Below are 15,693 nucleotides of genomic sequence, written 5' to 3'. Positions count from 1 at the left end.
ACGCATCGACTCGCCCGGCGTATTGCTGCGCAAGCCCGGTAAGTTGAGGGATACTTTCTACAGAAATGATATTGGCTTCTATGTTTTCTCGCTTAAGAAGGCGGAGCATGTTCGCTGCCTGAATCTTAGAGTTAGGCTCGCCATCTCGGTGAAATATGGCGATTCTCCGGGTATTGGGCAGAAGCTTTTTCAGCAGCGTCACATAGTGCTTGTTGGAGACATAATTACTGGTTCCAACCAGATTATTTCCTGAATATTCAAAGGACTCAATCAAACCAGAATCGGCAGGGTAGGTGACCACTGAAAAAACGATAGGTGTGCTGGCAGGCAACAGTTTTTTTACCAGTGTAGTCCCTGTTGTGGTGACGGAAAATACCAGATCGGGGCGAGCTTCTTTTAGCTTCAGAGTACTGTTTTGTTTTTGTTCTTCTCGCGTTCCCGGATCGCCAGTGATCAGTGTAAGGTTTTTACCTTCTACCAGCCCAAATTCTGCGATGCCATCTTTAAATCCTGCGACGCTGCTTTCATAACCTCCCCAGGTGGCTAACCCGATTGTGAATTGCTGGTTCTTATCTGAAGCCTGACAGTAAAAAGAAAAGATGAATGAAAATAAAACAGTCATGGGCAGATGCATTCGGAATTTTGGTTTCCAAATCGAATCATGAAGAAAAGCGAACTGAGCTAAAGCGAAACGTTCCATTTCCAGTGTCTCATTGTATCTATTTTGATTGAATTACGGTTCAGAGGTGTTAACTACTTATTTTTAGTTCTAAAGATAAGGCTAGGAGAGATTGAAGTTGTTTCAAGTTTGAGAGAGAAAAGATGCCTTTCAAAATTTCGTCGAATTGGTGCGCTCTAGGGAAAAGCGACCAGCTTCACACCTCGGGACTTTTTTTGGGTTAAAACCTGCTTTTTCAAACAAATGCTGATCCAGTCACGCGACATATTCATACGGTTTGCTTGAATGTATTTATGATTCGTATAGTTGCAATGTAAGGAGTTGCGCCAAATGGATACATCGCTGATTTCAATGTTGAAAGCCATGAGCATTTCTTACGGTGAAGAAGAAGGTAAACCGGGGTACAAACCTGCTCAGTGGCGGTGGAATGCAAAGAGCGATGAATTTCAGTTTATCGACACCTATTTGGTCGAAATGATCAACTCCAGGCTAAACGTGAGAACCATTTCTGGTCTGTTGGATATCATGTCGGCTAAGGACAGAAAGAAATTAGTAAACGCACTTCAGTCCACTCACGAATGCAACTCCAAACGTTCCCTTTTCAGTGTGCTCACTCCCTCAAAAGGTTTCATCATTTATTGCGAGATCGAAGTCAGTCACGCGAAAGGGGACGAACTTTATGGGCATATTCGACCCCTGTTTTATCTTTCTTCAATGTACGAAATGGGGCAGATTTTTCAGGCTGTTTTTGAAAATCGACACCATGGCATTGTTATCACCGACAGCGATACCCGAATTCTGGCTTGCAACCCTTACTTTATCGATCGCTCTGGATACGAACTGAGTGAACTGCTGGGTAGAAAGACGAATCTGTTTAATGCAGGAAAACACAGTGATACATTTTTTGAGGAAATCTGGCGACAGGTTCATCGGGAAGGGCACTGGAGTGGCACCATACTTCTAAGCGAGCGAATGGAGACACCGAGCCGCAAGATCTGACCATTCAAAAAATCGAAATGGCAAACGGGAAGACTTATTTTGTCGGCTTTACCGTGGACCTGTCTAATCACTTATACCGGATTGCAGATACGGAATACGGCGGGATAGAGTTACTTACTCAGTTGCCCAACGAGAACGAGTTTGGGATAAAACTTGCAAGTCTGGTTCGTCATTATTCATCTTCTCACACCATTATTGTACTGGCTGTCGCTCCGGACTTTGATGAAGCGTCCACCCTCGATCAACGTGTTGCCTTTTCTAATGCTGTTGCACAGGTCGATGACCACTACCTTTGCGGATACAAGGGTGACAATCTTTTTGTCTGCGCACTTAAGTGCCCGAATTCTGGTAATCGAGTTCGAGCCATTCACACCGAAATTCGCCGCTTTATGGCGGCTATTCGCCAGTTCGGTAATGAACACCTGTTCCAGCTTGTCGCCAGAGGCAAAGTAGGGGTATCAGTACTGGGCTACGATACGTCAAATCCCAAAATGCTGGTCACCCACGCAACACAAGCCATGTTGGAGCAGCACTCCAGCAAGAAAGGCAACAATATCAGTTTCTTTGATCGCACCATGCATGAAGAAACGGTCAGGCGTAAGAAACTGGAAGAAATTCTGACCAACTTCATTAAAGACGAAAACATCGATGTCCACTTTCAGCCAATTGTTTCCACCGAGACATGGCAGGTCGTGAAGTTTGAAGCTTTGTGCCGCTTTCCCAGTTCCGAAGGGCTTCGCTACACACCACAGGAAATGATCAATATTGCCGAAGATCTGAATCTGGTGGCTGCGTTAGATAAGATCATAGGTTCTAAGTCATTAAAATATTTAAGTAAAATCCATCAGCATTTTGGTAAACATGTTGGTATCACCATCAATCGTTCTCTGAACACCAGAATGAGCGCTCAGCAGGTTTTAACGAATGCACTGAATATGGTTGAAGAGTCAGGCGTGAATCCCAAACTGGTGACGATAGAGCTGACTGAGAGTGCTTATTTCGACAGCGAAGACAGCCAGATTGAAGCATTAAAAGCGTTGCGCCAGAAAGGGGTACAGGTTGCGATTGATGACTTTGGTACGGGATATTCTTCGTTTACCTACTTGAGTAATGGACACTTTGATTACCTGAAAATCGACCGAGAGTTTATTTTTAATATTGAAATCGGTAGCCACAAATATTTTATTGTGAAGATGCTGGTGGATCTGTCTCATACACTCGGGGTAACTGTGATTGCAGAGGGCGTCGAGACAATTCAGGAAATCGAAGTGCTAACCGGGTTAGGGGTCGATTACATTCAGGGGTATTACTTCTCTAAACCTGTCCCGATTACTGAGATTGAGCGTGCACGTCACTATTTGAATAAGAGAAATGAGCTCAGGGCTTACACGTTACCCAAGCAAGGGGCGGGGATACTCAGTCTGCATGAACAGATGTCACCGTTTCTGGAACCCAGTACAGCGATGAAGGAAGTCCACGAGATTTTCATGAGAACCGATCTGGATGTTCTGGTTGTGACAGACAGCCAGCACTGTGTCGGAATTGTTGACCGAGAGGTGTACAACCTGCATATGACCCCAACATTCGGCACTAAGCTGGAAACTCAACGAGATTCCCAAATTCTGAAACGCAAGCTGAGTCAGGTTATGAAGACGCAATTTACCGTTCTGAGCCATGCCACGTTGCTAAAAGATGTTCCCGGTCTGGTCAATAAAGGTGTGCCGCTTCCATGGGTAATCGCCGGAGATAAAGGGGAATGCCTGGGTGTGGTTTCTAAAGCCAAAGTTCTTAAGTTCTTGGCTAAATAACCTTAGTTCTGAATACTTGAAAAGTATTCCCTGTTAGAAAACGGCGATCTAGCGATTTGAATCTGCTATTATCCGTGCCACAAAAATAGAACAGAATCACTGAAGAAATGTTGGATTACCTTCTTGCTCAACTGCTCCCAATGACTCTTGGAGCACAACTTGTTATCACCCTTGTTTTGCAGAAAGGGGATATATGCCCCGGTCAAAGAGGCCGTTTACATAAGCTTCTTCCCGCTTTTATCGCCTTATGGATCGCCACCTCGACGTTAAGCCTGTTAGGTCTGGTTACAGCTGGATTGCTGGTTGCCTTCTATTCAAAAGTTCAGACGGGTAAAACGCGTAATACAGGGTCATTTCTGGTGCTGAATGTTGCTGGAATCGCAGGTTTGGGAGCACTTGTACATCTCATCATGAAAAGCTTCACCGTGTGGGGAGGCGTTAGCGTTGCAATCTCCGGTATTTTACTTGGAGCAGCTTTTGCACAACTTCTGCTAGTGGTTTCTCGTTCAAGGTTGCAGGCTTTCCATCGCATTCTACCTGTCGTTGGTGTAACAAGTGGAATGCTGTTTGCCTTAGTGTCGTTGCTGCAGGCTTATCAGTTATCACCTGAAGCCATAGAGCATTTTACGACTCATATTTTAGCGGGCTTTGCCATGCTGATAACTGCGATACTGGTGTGGTGCTGGCATATCATCTTTGCTCAGTCTCCGACTAAGGTGCAGTTGGGCGTCACTATCTGCTGCTTGATTGCGTCACAATATGGATTCCAGTCTTTGATTTAAGACAGTTTCCTGTCAATTACAATCCGCTCCTAATGGCACATTTCTCACTAAGCGCTAATCTTAATTACGGGAAAGCGAAATGGAGAAAGTGCCATGGACTTAAGTAACATTACCAATTTAGATAGCATCATTTTGCTGGGTATTGTGAACGAAAAGCTCCGCTTGGAGTGCGACTCGTTTGAAGAGCTAGTCACAACTTACGAAATGGACGTAGAAAGTTTGATTGGCAAGCTGGATGTAGAGGGTTACCAATACGATCCTCTTACCAATCAGTTTAAGTCTTACGAAAGGTAAATAGGGTTTAAACCCCTGCGTTTACGCCAGCTTAATTCCCTCAAGATGGCTTCTGCATTGCTGACGGGCGGTGTTGAAGAAAGCTTGTAGGTATCTTTTTTTGCTTTCATTGCTGCGGGTTGCCGCAAACAGCCGACGCCAAAGCCCATTCGAAAGAGGCTTACTGGTAATCAACCCCTGACGAGAGAATTCAATTACTGCCCAGTTGGGCAATGCCGCAACGCCCAGCCCGGCAGAGACCATTTGCACCAGCATTAACGTGTTGTCGCACTGCTTCCATTTGGCGGGTTCCACACCAGCGGGTTGCAGGAAGTGCTTAACAATATCCAGCCTTTGCTTTTGTACCGGATAAGTGATGATGGTTTGATCCTCTAAGTGGTGAGGCTCAATACTTTCTAGCTCGGCTAAGGGGTGGGTGGTCGAAGTAACTAATCTCATCTCAAAATCAAACAGAGGTTCGTAATGGACTTCAGACTTAGGTTGAATGTCTGAGGTGATGACCAAATCAAGTTCGCCACTCAGCAGAGCAGGTAAAGGTTCAAAACCGAAGCCGGACGAAAAATCTAAAGTCACGCTTGGCCATGCCAGTTGATATTCTTTTAGTGCTGGCATTAGCCATTGGAAGCATGAATGGCATTCGATTGCCATGTGCAATCTTCCATTCACATCTTCTTTTAAACTGGCCAGTTCACTTTCCGCCATTGCCAGCCTTGGCAATATTTCGTCTGCCACTTTCAACAGAATCTCGCCTTCCGAAGTGAATTTCACTGGACGGGTTTTGCGTAAGAAAAGCTGACCACCAATGCGGGATTCCAGATCTTTTATCTGATGTGATAAAGCCGATTGAGTCAGGTGGAGCGCGGTCGCAGTTGCGGTCAAAGAACCTGTATCTCGCAACGACGTTAATGTTCTTAAATGTTTGAGTTCTATCATGAGCTTTTCTCACCAATCCATGTTCGCTATGACATTTACTCATAAAAATACGAGTTTTTCTGAGTTATGTAAACGTCTAGACGTCTAAATCTGATTCAAACATGAAAAAAAATAATAAACAAGTTGAATAAATGGAATTTGCTCAACTAAGTGTTTCGAGAGATATTTTAGCCATCCAGACTTCTTAAAGTTTATGTATAAGGAATAACAACTATGGCGATTACAAAGACTCATATCCTCGGCTACCCACGTGTTGGTAAAAAACGAGAACTAAAATTTGCACAGGAAAAGTACTGGCGAGGTGAGATTTCTCAGGAAGTACTGAAAGAAGTCGGTAGTGAATTAAGACAACGTCATTGGAACGATCAGTCAAACAGTGGGCTAAGCTATGTAACAGCGGGTGACTTTGCTTGGTATGATCATGTGTTAACCACTAGCCTGCTATTGGGTCATGTACCAGAACGTCACAACAAAGGCTTTCCTGATCTGGATACGTTATTCCGTGTAGGTCGTGGTCAGTCTCAGTCGAGTTGTGGATGCGGTGCAGCGGCATCAGACATGACAAAGTGGTTCAATACAAACTACCACTACATTGTGCCTGAATTCAGCAGTAACGATTCCTTTGAATTGAGCTGGCCTCAGCTTTTCGAGGAAGTGAACGAAGCGCTTCAAGCGGGGCACGATGTGAAACCTGTGCTCCTTGGCCCAGTTAGTTACCTATACCTTGGTAAAGAAGTGGAAGAAGGGTTCGACCGTCTTACTCTTCTCCCACGTCTTCTTACCGCTTATCAGGCAATTTTAGCGAAGCTGTCTAAACTTGGTGTCGAATGGGTGCAGATAGACGAACCTATTCTTGGTCTGGAGCTGGACAAAGCCTGGTTGGACTCCTTCAAACTGGCTTATCAGGTCATTCAAAGCGATGTAAAACTGCTTCTGACAACCTACTTCGACTCGGTAGGCGAGCACTTAGACTATGTCACTACACTGCCTGTTAATGGTCTTCATGTGGATCTTTCTGCGGCTCCAGAACAGTTGGAAACGGCTGTGAACAAACTGCCTGAAGGTTGGGTTTTGTCGGCGGGTGTCGTCAATGGTCGCAACGTCTGGCGTGCTGATGTAAATGCATGGCTAGAGAAACTAAAACCAGTGAAAGAGAAACTGGGTGAAAACCTCTGGATTGGTTCGTCCTGTTCACTGCTTCATAGCCCGATCGATTTGGAATTAGAAACCGAGCTTTCAGAAGAAGTGAAGAGCTGGTTTGCTTTTGCAAAACAAAAGCTGGATGAAGTCAGCCTTCTGGGTGCAGCGCTAAATGGAGACAACGAAGCGATTTCTGAGTGCAAAGAGTACAGCAAACCTATTGTGGCACGTAAAACAGCGACACACGTGAACAAGCCTGCGGTCAAAGCGCGAGTAAACTCAATTACAGCTTCGCTTACAGAGCGCAGTGCGCCGTACGAAGAGCGGGCTCACCATCAAGACGAAGTATTGGGCTTACCTTTGTTGCCAACAACAACCATTGGTTCTTTCCCGCAAACCAGCGAAATTCGCACAATTCGTAGTGCCTATCGTACAGGTAAGCTATCGGAGTCGGATTACAACGAAGCACTAAAAGGTCATATCCAAGATGCCGTAGATCGTCAGGAAGCGTTGGATCTGGACGTGTTGGTGCACGGTGAAGCAGAGCGTAACGACATGGTTGAATACTTTGCGGAACATTTGGCAGGTTTCCAAACGACCAAATTTGGCTGGGTTCAAAGCTACGGTTCTCGTTGTGTGAAACCTGCTGTTGTGGTTGCCGATATTGAGCGTGAAGAACCTATGACAGTAGGTTGGTCAACGTACGCGCAGTCTCTGACTTCAAAGCAGATGAAAGGCATGCTAACGGGACCTGTGACTATTCTTTGCTGGACATTCCCGCGTGAAGACATCACTCGTAAGGAAATTGCACAGCAGTTGGCATTTGCGCTTCGGGATGAAGTGAGTGATCTCCAAGACGCAGGTATCAACATCATTCAAATCGATGAGCCAGCGATTCGTGAAGGTCTGCCGCTTAAGAAACGCGATCATGAAGAGTACCTAAACTGGGCGGTTGATGCGTTTAAAATCTCAGCGGCAAGTGCGAAACCAGAGACTCAGATTCACACTCACATGTGTTATAGCGAGTTTAATGAAATCATTGAATCTGTCGCAGCGTTGGATGCCGACGTAATCACCATCGAAACATCTCGTTCGAATATGGAGTTACTGAGAGCGTTTGAAGAATTTAACTACCCGAATGAAATTGGTCCAGGTGTTTACGACATTCACTCGCCAAACATTCCGTCGGAAGAGTGGATTGTCAGTTTGCTAGAGAAAGCCGCCGCTAAGATCCCAGCTAAACGTTTGTGGGTAAACCCAGACTGTGGACTGAAAACCCGAAACTGGGCAGAAACCGAAGCATCTTTGAAGAACATGGTATCTGCAGCCAAAACACTGCGCGCACAATGGCAGTAATATTTGAATACAGCGTGTAATTTAAAAGCCCCGACTTTTTGAGTCGGGACTTTAATGGTATTGGGCCTTCGATATTACTAAGGAATCAGTTTACCCAATCACGAAGTTTGAAGGTCACCTGGTGATCATTACCTTCTAAAACAAGTGTGTCTTTGGTTAGCGTAATGTCACTCCAGTCGTTCAATGTGCTAGAGATCACTTGCTCCGTATTCATCATATCGTCCGGGCACATCATCATGGTCATTCCCATATCCACAACACGGAACTTCCCGTCTTTTAATTCACCTTGACCAAAGTAACCGTTACAGCCAGCAAAGCCATTTACTGTCATGTTTTCACCCACTTCAATGCTTGGGTGTTTGCCGTGTTCAGGTTTCACGTATTCCTTTCCATCGACCTGAGCCAGAATCCAGTGATGATGTTGTAAATCTTCATTGGTAACCACTGTTGCATCTCCATTGCTGGTACAAGCTGCCAAAAGAACAGGTAAAGCGATAAGAGCGAGTTGCATTTTCATTCTAAGCTCCAAGAAATGTTTGTTTAACCGATGCAGTATAAACAACAAGTGAGCTAACTTGTCAGTACGAAGTCATAAAATCTGAATAAAACGAATGAGATAATCAGCATTAATAGAACAGTCGAATAGGTTCATATTCTCAATCTGGTTAAGCAGTCAGAAATAGTCGATTCTGGCTAAGTATGCTGTATTGTTAGTAAAGTGTTATGCTTAATCTATAACCGCTTTAACGCATCTAATAGGAGGGAGAATGGAACAGCTCGAATTTTTTTCCGTGCCCAGTCCTTGTGTGCGGGTGTGTACCACAGATGAACGTGGGTATTGCCACGGGTGCATGCGCAACCGTCAAGAGCGCTTTGAATGGTTAACCATGACGCCAGCTCAGCAACTTCATGTTATTAAACTATGCCGACAACGTTATCGCCGGAAAATGTCAAAGCAAAGGAAGGAAGAGCTTCAGTCAGAAGCAGAAGAAAATAGCCCACAGCAAGATCTGTTTTAATTGCTTTTCCCTTTATATAGTTGACCTCACGCCACTTTTTTACAGTACGATAAGCCCTCAAATAAGCACTTTTCTACCGATTTTAATCCAGAAAAAAAGCAATCCTAGTTGCTAGGAACATACGTTTTCTAGCAGTCACTCGCAAATACTTCATAAATAACATTTACCTGTAGAAAATTGTTCTTCTTAGCACAGTAATACTAGTTGCATTAACTATAGTTTCTGCGATTGGATTTCTCAGAACAGTTTTATCTGCTGGGTTGCAGGTTGTTCTGGTGATCTTGTCACTTGATTCTGTTTCTTGCTGGTTGGAGCGAGAACAGATGTTTTTACAGATGCGAGATTTAAGTATCTGATTTACAAGAACAAGGAATTGATGAAATGTTGAAGAGAACACTTATATCAACGTTAATTGGCTGCACAATGGCAACCAGTGCGTTTGCTATGAATGTACAACCAGATCCTCAGAATCCAAACGGGTACATTGTGTCCAGAGCGGATTTGCAGGCTGCGGAGCAAGCTAAAACAGCGGATCCTATGTACGCAATCTGGGCAAAGGCATTGGAAACTCGACCAAATACTGTGGTTGAAGCTATTGACGAAGGGTTAGCAAGCAACCCTGCCAACGTTAAACGTGTGGAAAAAGTTTTCCCAAGAGCTGAGTGGGATTTCCTCACTCAAATGGCGGCACCAGAATACAGCTACACCAAATTCTTGCGTGCAATCGGTAAGTTCCCAGCGTTCTGTGGCGATTACACGGATGGTCGTGATGCAGATGCGATCTGTAAAAAATCCATTATCACAGCCTTTGCACACTTCGCTCAGGAAACGGGCGGACATATCGCAAAAGACAATATTTGGGATAACCCGCTAGCTCTTGAAGAGTGGCAACAAGCTCTAGTTCACGTGCGTGAAATGGGTTGGTCTGAAGGACAACCTGGATACACGACAGGTTGTGGCCAGAACGACTGGCAAAACCGTCGCTGGCCTTGTGCGCCTAACCAGGGGTACTTCGGTCGTGGTGCTAAACAATTGTCTTACCACTTCAACTATGGTCCATTCTCTGAAGTGATGTACGACGGCGACGCTACCGTACTTTTGAACAACCCAGCATTGGTTGCAGATACCTGGTTGAACCTAGCATCTGCAATTTGGTTCTACCTAACACCACAAGCACCTAAGCCAGCAATGCTGCATGTTATTGACCGTACCTGGAAGCCTTCTCAACGCGAAATTGACGCGGGGATTGGCTATGGATTCGGTACCACAATCAACATCATCAATGGCGGTATTGAGTGTGGCGAACAGAACAAAAATAAAGGTCAGCCAGTTAACCGAATCAAATACTGGGAAGGGCTTGCTGCTCACTACAACATCCCTGTTGAAGCGGACGAGAAAAATACTTGTTGGCAGCAAACACCGTACGGCAGTCTGAACCTGAATGGTGCAACTGATGTACTTTACACTAACTGGGAAGCGGATTTCTCTTACCACGCTGACCGCCCAGAAGGCGTATCTTACGAGTGTAAGCTAGTAGGCTACCAAACGGCTTACTCTGCATTGGTTCCAGGTGATTACGAGAAATGTGTGACTAACTTCTACCTGTCTCATCAAACTTGGCCTGAGGTGAGAGTAGTAGACAAATTAGATCCGGTTCCTACACCTGATCCAGGTCCTGGTCCAGGTCCAAACCCAGATCCAAACGGCTTCATCGTTTGGGAAGCAGGTAAAACAGACGTCGGTGCTGGCGCGAAAGTGACTCACAACGGCAAATGCTTTGTTGCGAAAAATGACCCAGGCGTTTGGGAAACACCAACTCAAACTAACTGGTTCTGGGAAGAAGTTGCTTGCCCGGCAAAATAAGATAAACCTATAAAAAGGTGAAACCCCAGTTGTTGGTAGCAACTGGGGTTTCTAATTTTTAGAGCTTTCGGTTGGTAAGTCCGAGAGTCTTATATATGCAAAAGGTAGGATCTATCCGATTAATTCCCTGGTAAGGAATTAGATGCGGATGAAGTCCATGTGCTCAACTTTTGGCTTGAACGCGTGACGTTGTACGTCTTGTGGCTTAACCTTAACTTCTGCACCGTCAATCACTAGAGTGATTGTCTCGTAGAACTCAGGCTTGTCCATTTGGTTGATAACATCGTCGTGGTTTAGAGCGATAGAAACAGGTGCTGCTTCACCACCGTAAACGATTGCTGGGAATTGACCAGCGTGACGTAGGCGGCGGCTCGCACCCTTACCTTGTTCAGTACGTACTACTGCTTCGAATTTCATATTATTTACTCTCAAATAGTAAAATTAAAACTTCACCATCAACATAGCGACCTAGTTGATGATGCTTTGCTCAGTTGTCAAAACAATGACAACGAACAGCGAGCGCGGATACTAACATTCTCCCCATTCTTGAGCAAGATAATTCATTCATAAACAAAGCACTTCAGAGAATCATTGAATTCACGTTTACAGAACAATGAACCGAATGTGAACTTTACTATCACAAATAGTTAATGACAGCCTTGTTAATTTCACTCTGCAATCTAAAAGACAGAGGGAAATCTTATGAAACCAATCAGCGTTATTGTCATTACATTGAATGAAGAAAAACGAATTTCAAACTTACTAAAAGATCTAAGTGCACAAACTTATCGCAATTTTGAAGTAGTGGTCGTTGACTCAAACAGTGACGACGCGACTTTGGAAATCGCCGAGACATTCAAAGACTCTTTGCCGGCTCTGAAGACCCACAATATGGGGGAGCGTGGCGTCAGTTTGGGACGAAATACCGGAGCATCGCTGGCAACTCACAATCGCTTGTTGTTTTTAGATGCTGATGTTCGCCTGAGACCTTCATTCCTGCAAAATGCGATGGAGAAACTGGAAGAGACCAAGCTTGAAGTCGCAGGTGTCTACATGGGCTCCAAAGGTTTACCAGTGGCACACAAAGCAGGATACGCATTATTTAATGCTGGATTATTCACCACACAGTTTTTCTTTCCAACCGCAGTCGGTGCTTGCATCTTCTCCACCAAGCGCGCCCACGACGATCTGAAAGGCTTCGACGAGGAGATCACCTTATGCGAAGACTGTGACTACGTAAAACGCGCTAGCCAGACCTGGCGTTTTCGATTCTTACCAATGACATTCGAATTCGATCCCCGCCGACTGGATCAAGATGGCTTTGTTTCGACAGGGGCGCTGTATCTGAAAGCGAATCTTCGCCGTTTCTTCTTCGGAGAGATGCGAAATCAGGAAATGGAATACAAATTCGGACATTACACTAGCTAATGGATATTTTAATGCTGTTCGGTGGCGCATTCTTGGATGCGCTGATCGGACCAAACCTAATTGTCATGGGGGAGCCCTTTCTTCTCGCCGCTGGCTATTTGTTACAGCAGGGCACTACATTAGGGGTTATAGCTGTAATTGCAGGCGCAATCGTTGGTGATCATCTTAGCTTTGGATTGGGAAGGTATTGGGGGAACCCTATTCAGAAAAAACTTATCAGAAAATTCCCTAAATTACGGAGGGTGTTCGCCCGTGCCCGGATTCTTATGAGAAATAGGGGAGTGTGGGTTATCACTCTTGCCCGTTTACTAGGACCAATATCTTGGGTCGTTCCTTTTATCGCAGGCAGCCACGGTTACAAGTGGAGAAAGTTCGCCATCTACGATTCAATTGGCATCTTACTTGGCGTTGGTCAATTTGTTGCTTGGGGCTATCTGATTGCAGCAGGGCTAGAGACATTCAACTGGCTGAACGATGCTAAAGTATTTGTGGCTGAACATAAGGTATTACTTGGGTTCTTATTCGCTTCCGTTGTGCTTGGGATATATTGGCTTAAAAACGCAGGATTGAAGAAAACCACAATTCGTATGGCTTTCGTTGGCGTGATAGGCATGTTGTCGATTAACTATCATCATTTCTTCATTCAAAACTTGCCAGCGAAGTCTGCTCAGGTATCGAAATATGATCAAAAAAACTGGTTGGGTAAGCATTTTCAGGCATTTCCTGGGCTGTCCAAAGTCTACAGTGCTCAGGCAGTGAACTTAATTTACGTTGGCGAATCCCCCAATGAACTCATGAAAGAACTTGGATGGATTGAAAATCAAACATTCAGCCGAGACAAATTCCGCCTAACAGAATATGTTGATTTGTTGAAGAATCAAACACCTCCCATATCCGATTTGTATTGGAATAATGAACCTCAATGGTTTGCGTACCAACAAAAAGGAGATTTGCTCAATCGAAGCCATGTCCGTTGGTGGTATGCAGGGCATTCATCACAGGCAGGACAACCAGTTTGGGTAGGAGCAATAAGCTATGACGCAGGTCTAAAAGTCTCTCACTACAAAGGCATCGTAACCGTACTTCATAAAGTAGATCCCAATGTTGATGAAGAGCGAGATCGGCTTGGTGATGCTATCGCAACCAGCCAGCAGTGGGAATCTACGCCATTAAAAGTCGCTGATCCAAGTATTCTCAATGACCAGCAAGATTATTACTCAGACGGTTATGCTCTGGTCATTCAGCCAAGAGCCATGCAATTTAATACCGCCAGCCTCATAACCCGTTAAAGTAAAAAGCCCTTGGAAATGTCCAAGGGCTTTCAGATCATACTTATTGTTACGCACCAAATCTGCTCGTTGTAAACTGCTTGGGTGACGCGTGCCTATGAACTAACGTTTACTCTGGCTATTACATAGATTAATAATCAGCTTGGCTTTGGTACCACCTGAAGAGCTATCTTCAAGAACAAGTCCCCCTCGGTAGCTGTGTGCCATTTCTTTCACAATATTAAGACCAAGACCTGAACCCGGTGTTTCTTCATCCAGCCTTACTCCACGCTTTAAAACGTGCTCTTTCATTTCGTTAGGAATACCGGGACCATCATCTTCAACTACCAAAGCGACTTGTTTGTCAGAGACGGTTTCGCTATAGACTCGGATTTGGGAGTTTGCCCACTTGTAGCCATTTTCTAGCAGATTGCCAAGCATTTCGTCCATGTCTGTCGATTCAACCGCGACTTTTAGGTCAGCCTCAAGTTCATTGATAAGCAGGATATCTCTGTCTGCAAATACTTTATCAAACGCGATCGATATCGCATCGACTTGTTCGCTTGGTTGACAGCTAACTGCGAGAATGTGCATAGATCCTGCCATGCGAGCCCGACCTAAGTGGTAATCGATTTGTTGTTGCAGGTTTTGTACCGACGGTTCCAGCTTGGCTCGTGTTTCCGGATCAAGCAGTGTCGCTTCATTTTTAAGAACGGAAATTGGGGTTTTCAGCGCATGGGAAAGGTTTCCTGCGTGGTTTCTCGCTCGCTGCAATAGCTCTTGATAATGGAAGAGCAGGGCGTTCAGATCTGACGTGAGGGGTTGGATTTCCTTAGGGTAATGGTTTTCAAGAGCGCTTTGCTCACCAGAACGGAGCTTATGGAGCTCCTTCTGCATTTTCCCAAGAGGTCTGAGCGACCACGAAACCTGCAGTCCAATTAACACCAGAATACCAACAAACAGCATAGTAAGTACCAACCATACCTGACCCATCAATGCGTGTAACGTGTCTTCAAGTGGCTGTTCGTCTAGTCCGACGGTGATAGTGATTGGAGAAGAAAAATCAGGAAGATATATGTTTCTCTGAATATAAATAAGCTTTTCGCCGTTGGCGCCTCTCGCCCCTTTAAAGCGCTTAAATGTAATAAGCTGATCCCAAAGAGAGCGTGAGCGCATGACTTGATTCTCAGTCGCCGCCATCCAATACAACCCACTGTAGGGGCGGTTGAACCTTGGGTCTGACAATCGAAATGGCATCACCATTCTGCCATGAACATCCACATCAATGTTTGCGGTGAGCTCATCCAAAGACAAACTCAATTGTTGGCGAATGTCTTCTTTAAGGTAATCTTTGATTAAGTTTGGGATCAAAAGACCAGCGGCGAATATCATCAGCCCTAGCCAGATTACCGCAGCGGATAGTAAGCGGTTTCTCAGGCTTAGGCTACGAATAAAGGAAGGTTTAATTAGCATTCAGTTGATATCCAAGACCTCGAACAGTCTTGATGACGTCAGGAGCGATTTTTTTGCGAATACGTCCGATAAAGACTTCGATGGTGTTTGAATCTCGATCAAAATCTTGTTTGTAGATATGCTCAACGAGCTCAGTACGCGAGATGACCTTGTCGGCATTGTGCATGAAATACGCGACGACTTTGTATTCAAGAGCAGTCAGGCTGACGACTTGCCCTTGCCACAAGACCTTCGATGTTCTCGTATCTAAGCTAAGGTCGCCGACCTGCATAACAGGAGAGGCATTGCCGGAGGCTCGACGCAATTGAGCACGAATTCGGGCAATGAGCTCAACCATCTCGAATGGTTTCGTGAGATAGTCGTCTGCTCCGGCGTTTAACCCTTCTACACGTTGAGACAGAGTATCTCGGGCACTCAGAATAATCACGGGAGTATTAATGTTCTCGTCGCGAATGCCTTTTAACACTGTCAAACCGTCAATTTTGGGTAAGCCAAGATCCAGAACGATCATGTCCCATTCTTCAGAAGTGGCGCGATAAAGAGCATCAATGCCTTCTACCGAAAGTTCAGGAACCCATCCAGCCTGTTCTAAAGTTTCAATGATTTGCTCGCCCAGGCGAGGCTCATCTTCCACAACTAATACTTTCATGT

General features: G+C 45.0%; 15 protein-coding genes. 9 read left to right on the top strand and 6 right to left on the bottom strand.

The annotated features are described in order from the left end of the window. The coding region (locus tag RH89_RS12885; protein WP_004402348.1) for an ABC transporter substrate binding protein at positions 1 to 700 on the bottom strand (700 nt) is incomplete at its 3' end. A gap of 309 nt (positions 701 to 1,009) precedes the next feature. On the opposite strand from RH89_RS12885, the gene RH89_RS28695 reads away from it, so the two are divergent. From RH89_RS28695 to RH89_RS12865, 4 genes are all read left to right on the top strand, one after another. Next, the gene (locus tag RH89_RS28695) at positions 1,010 to 1,678 is read left to right on the top strand and encodes a PAS domain-containing protein (RefSeq protein WP_050811527.1); all 669 of its coding nucleotides are present in this window, start codon (positions 1,010 to 1,012) and stop codon (positions 1,676 to 1,678) included. Between the two features lie 17 nt (positions 1,679 to 1,695). Next, positions 1,696 to 3,486 (top strand): EAL domain-containing protein, encoded by a 1,791-nt coding sequence (locus RH89_RS12875; protein ID WP_050811526.1) that lies wholly within the window; start codon positions 1,696 to 1,698, stop codon positions 3,484 to 3,486. 107 nt (positions 3,487 to 3,593) lie between these two features. Further along, positions 3,594 to 4,268, top strand: coding sequence for a hypothetical protein (locus RH89_RS12870; RefSeq protein ID WP_004402347.1), 675 nt, complete (start codon positions 3,594 to 3,596; stop codon positions 4,266 to 4,268). A 93-nt stretch (positions 4,269 to 4,361) separates the two neighbouring features. Continuing rightward, positions 4,362 to 4,562: a DUF4250 domain-containing protein gene (locus tag RH89_RS12865; RefSeq protein ID WP_004402346.1), complete on the top strand. Its 201-nt coding sequence runs from the start codon at positions 4,362 to 4,364 to the stop codon at positions 4,560 to 4,562. Between the two features lie 21 nt (positions 4,563 to 4,583). Here RH89_RS12865 and RH89_RS12860 read toward each other — a convergent pair whose 3' ends face one another. Further along, positions 4,584 to 5,495 (bottom strand): LysR substrate-binding domain-containing protein, encoded by a 912-nt coding sequence (locus tag RH89_RS12860; protein ID WP_004402345.1) that lies wholly within the window; start codon positions 5,493 to 5,495, stop codon positions 4,584 to 4,586. A gap of 213 nt (positions 5,496 to 5,708) precedes the next feature. On the opposite strand from RH89_RS12860, the gene metE reads away from it, so the two are divergent. Then, positions 5,709 to 7,991, top strand: coding sequence for a 5-methyltetrahydropteroyltriglutamate--homocysteine S-methyltransferase (gene metE, locus RH89_RS12855; protein ID WP_004402344.1), 2,283 nt, complete (start codon positions 5,709 to 5,711; stop codon positions 7,989 to 7,991). Positions 7,992 to 8,076: 85 nt separating this feature from the next. On the opposite strand, the gene RH89_RS12850 is transcribed toward metE, so the two are convergent. Further along, positions 8,077 to 8,520, bottom strand: coding sequence for an META domain-containing protein (locus tag RH89_RS12850; protein WP_038145791.1), 444 nt, complete (start codon positions 8,518 to 8,520; stop codon positions 8,077 to 8,079). Positions 8,521 to 8,758: 238 nt separating this feature from the next. Between RH89_RS12850 and RH89_RS12845 the strand changes: the two genes are divergently transcribed. Further along, a complete protein-coding gene (locus RH89_RS12845) occupies positions 8,759 to 9,010 on the top strand; it encodes a DUF1289 domain-containing protein (RefSeq protein WP_004402338.1) in 252 nt (83 codons plus the stop codon). 381 nt (positions 9,011 to 9,391) lie between these two features. Next, positions 9,392 to 10,873, top strand: coding sequence for a chitinase (locus RH89_RS12840; protein WP_004402336.1), 1,482 nt, complete (start codon positions 9,392 to 9,394; stop codon positions 10,871 to 10,873). Positions 10,874 to 11,011: 138 nt separating this feature from the next. Here the strand turns inward: RH89_RS12840 and rplY are convergent, their stop codons facing one another. Beyond that, positions 11,012 to 11,290: a 50S ribosomal protein L25 gene (rplY, locus tag RH89_RS12835; protein WP_004402335.1), complete on the bottom strand. Its 279-nt coding sequence runs from the start codon at positions 11,288 to 11,290 to the stop codon at positions 11,012 to 11,014. Positions 11,291 to 11,575: 285 nt separating this feature from the next. On the opposite strand from rplY, the gene RH89_RS12830 reads away from it, so the two are divergent. Further along, positions 11,576 to 12,301, top strand: coding sequence for a glycosyltransferase family 2 protein (locus RH89_RS12830; protein ID WP_004402334.1), 726 nt, complete (start codon positions 11,576 to 11,578; stop codon positions 12,299 to 12,301). After that, positions 12,301 to 13,590 (top strand): LssY C-terminal domain-containing protein, encoded by a 1,290-nt coding sequence (locus RH89_RS12825; RefSeq protein WP_004402333.1) that lies wholly within the window; start codon positions 12,301 to 12,303, stop codon positions 13,588 to 13,590. Before RH89_RS12830 ends, RH89_RS12825 begins: the two co-directional genes overlap by 1 nt. A gap of 102 nt (positions 13,591 to 13,692) precedes the next feature. On the opposite strand, the gene RH89_RS12820 is transcribed toward RH89_RS12825, so the two are convergent. Together RH89_RS12820 and RH89_RS12815 are read right to left on the bottom strand one after the other, a co-directional pair. Then, the gene (locus tag RH89_RS12820; RefSeq protein WP_004402332.1) at positions 13,693 to 15,042 is read right to left on the bottom strand and encodes an ATP-binding protein; all 1,350 of its coding nucleotides are present in this window, start codon (positions 15,040 to 15,042) and stop codon (positions 13,693 to 13,695) included. Continuing rightward, the gene (locus tag RH89_RS12815; protein WP_004402331.1) at positions 15,032 to 15,691 is read right to left on the bottom strand and encodes a response regulator transcription factor; all 660 of its coding nucleotides are present in this window, start codon (positions 15,689 to 15,691) and stop codon (positions 15,032 to 15,034) included. The genes RH89_RS12820 and RH89_RS12815 overlap by 11 nt, the downstream gene beginning before the upstream one ends. Between the last annotated feature and the right edge of the window lie 2 nt (positions 15,692 to 15,693).

The sequence above is a fragment of the Vibrio nigripulchritudo ATCC 27043 genome, assembly GCF_000222685.1.
Lineage (GTDB): Bacteria > Pseudomonadota > Gammaproteobacteria > Enterobacterales > Vibrionaceae > Vibrio > Vibrio nigripulchritudo.
Note: the sequence above shows the minus strand (reverse complement) of the source record. Positions and strands in the feature narration are given on the sequence as shown.

Coding starts and splice junctions, on each gene's coding strand:
- RH89_RS12845 (WP_004402338.1), top strand. CDS start 8,759: ATGGAACAGCTCGAATTTTTTTCCGTGCCCAGTCCTTGTGTGCGGGTG.
- RH89_RS12870 (WP_004402347.1), top strand. CDS start 3,594: ATGTTGGATTACCTTCTTGCTCAACTGCTCCCAATGACTCTTGGAGCA.
- RH89_RS12830 (WP_004402334.1), top strand. CDS start 11,576: ATGAAACCAATCAGCGTTATTGTCATTACATTGAATGAAGAAAAACGA.
- RH89_RS12820 (WP_004402332.1), bottom strand. CDS start 15,042: ATGCTAATTAAACCTTCCTTTATTCGTAGCCTAAGCCTGAGAAACCGC.
- RH89_RS12875 (WP_050811526.1), top strand. CDS start 1,696: ATGGCAAACGGGAAGACTTATTTTGTCGGCTTTACCGTGGACCTGTCT.
- RH89_RS12860 (WP_004402345.1), bottom strand. CDS start 5,495: ATGATAGAACTCAAACATTTAAGAACATTAACGTCGTTGCGAGATACA.
- RH89_RS12865 (WP_004402346.1), top strand. CDS start 4,362: ATGGACTTAAGTAACATTACCAATTTAGATAGCATCATTTTGCTGGGT.
- RH89_RS12840 (WP_004402336.1), top strand. CDS start 9,392: ATGTTGAAGAGAACACTTATATCAACGTTAATTGGCTGCACAATGGCA.
- metE (WP_004402344.1), top strand. CDS start 5,709: ATGGCGATTACAAAGACTCATATCCTCGGCTACCCACGTGTTGGTAAA.
- RH89_RS12815 (WP_004402331.1), bottom strand. CDS start 15,691: ATGAAAGTATTAGTTGTGGAAGATGAGCCTCGCCTGGGCGAGCAAATC.
- RH89_RS12825 (WP_004402333.1), top strand. CDS start 12,301: ATGGATATTTTAATGCTGTTCGGTGGCGCATTCTTGGATGCGCTGATC.
- rplY (WP_004402335.1), bottom strand. CDS start 11,290: ATGAAATTCGAAGCAGTAGTACGTACTGAACAAGGTAAGGGTGCGAGC.
- RH89_RS28695 (WP_050811527.1), top strand. CDS start 1,010: ATGGATACATCGCTGATTTCAATGTTGAAAGCCATGAGCATTTCTTAC.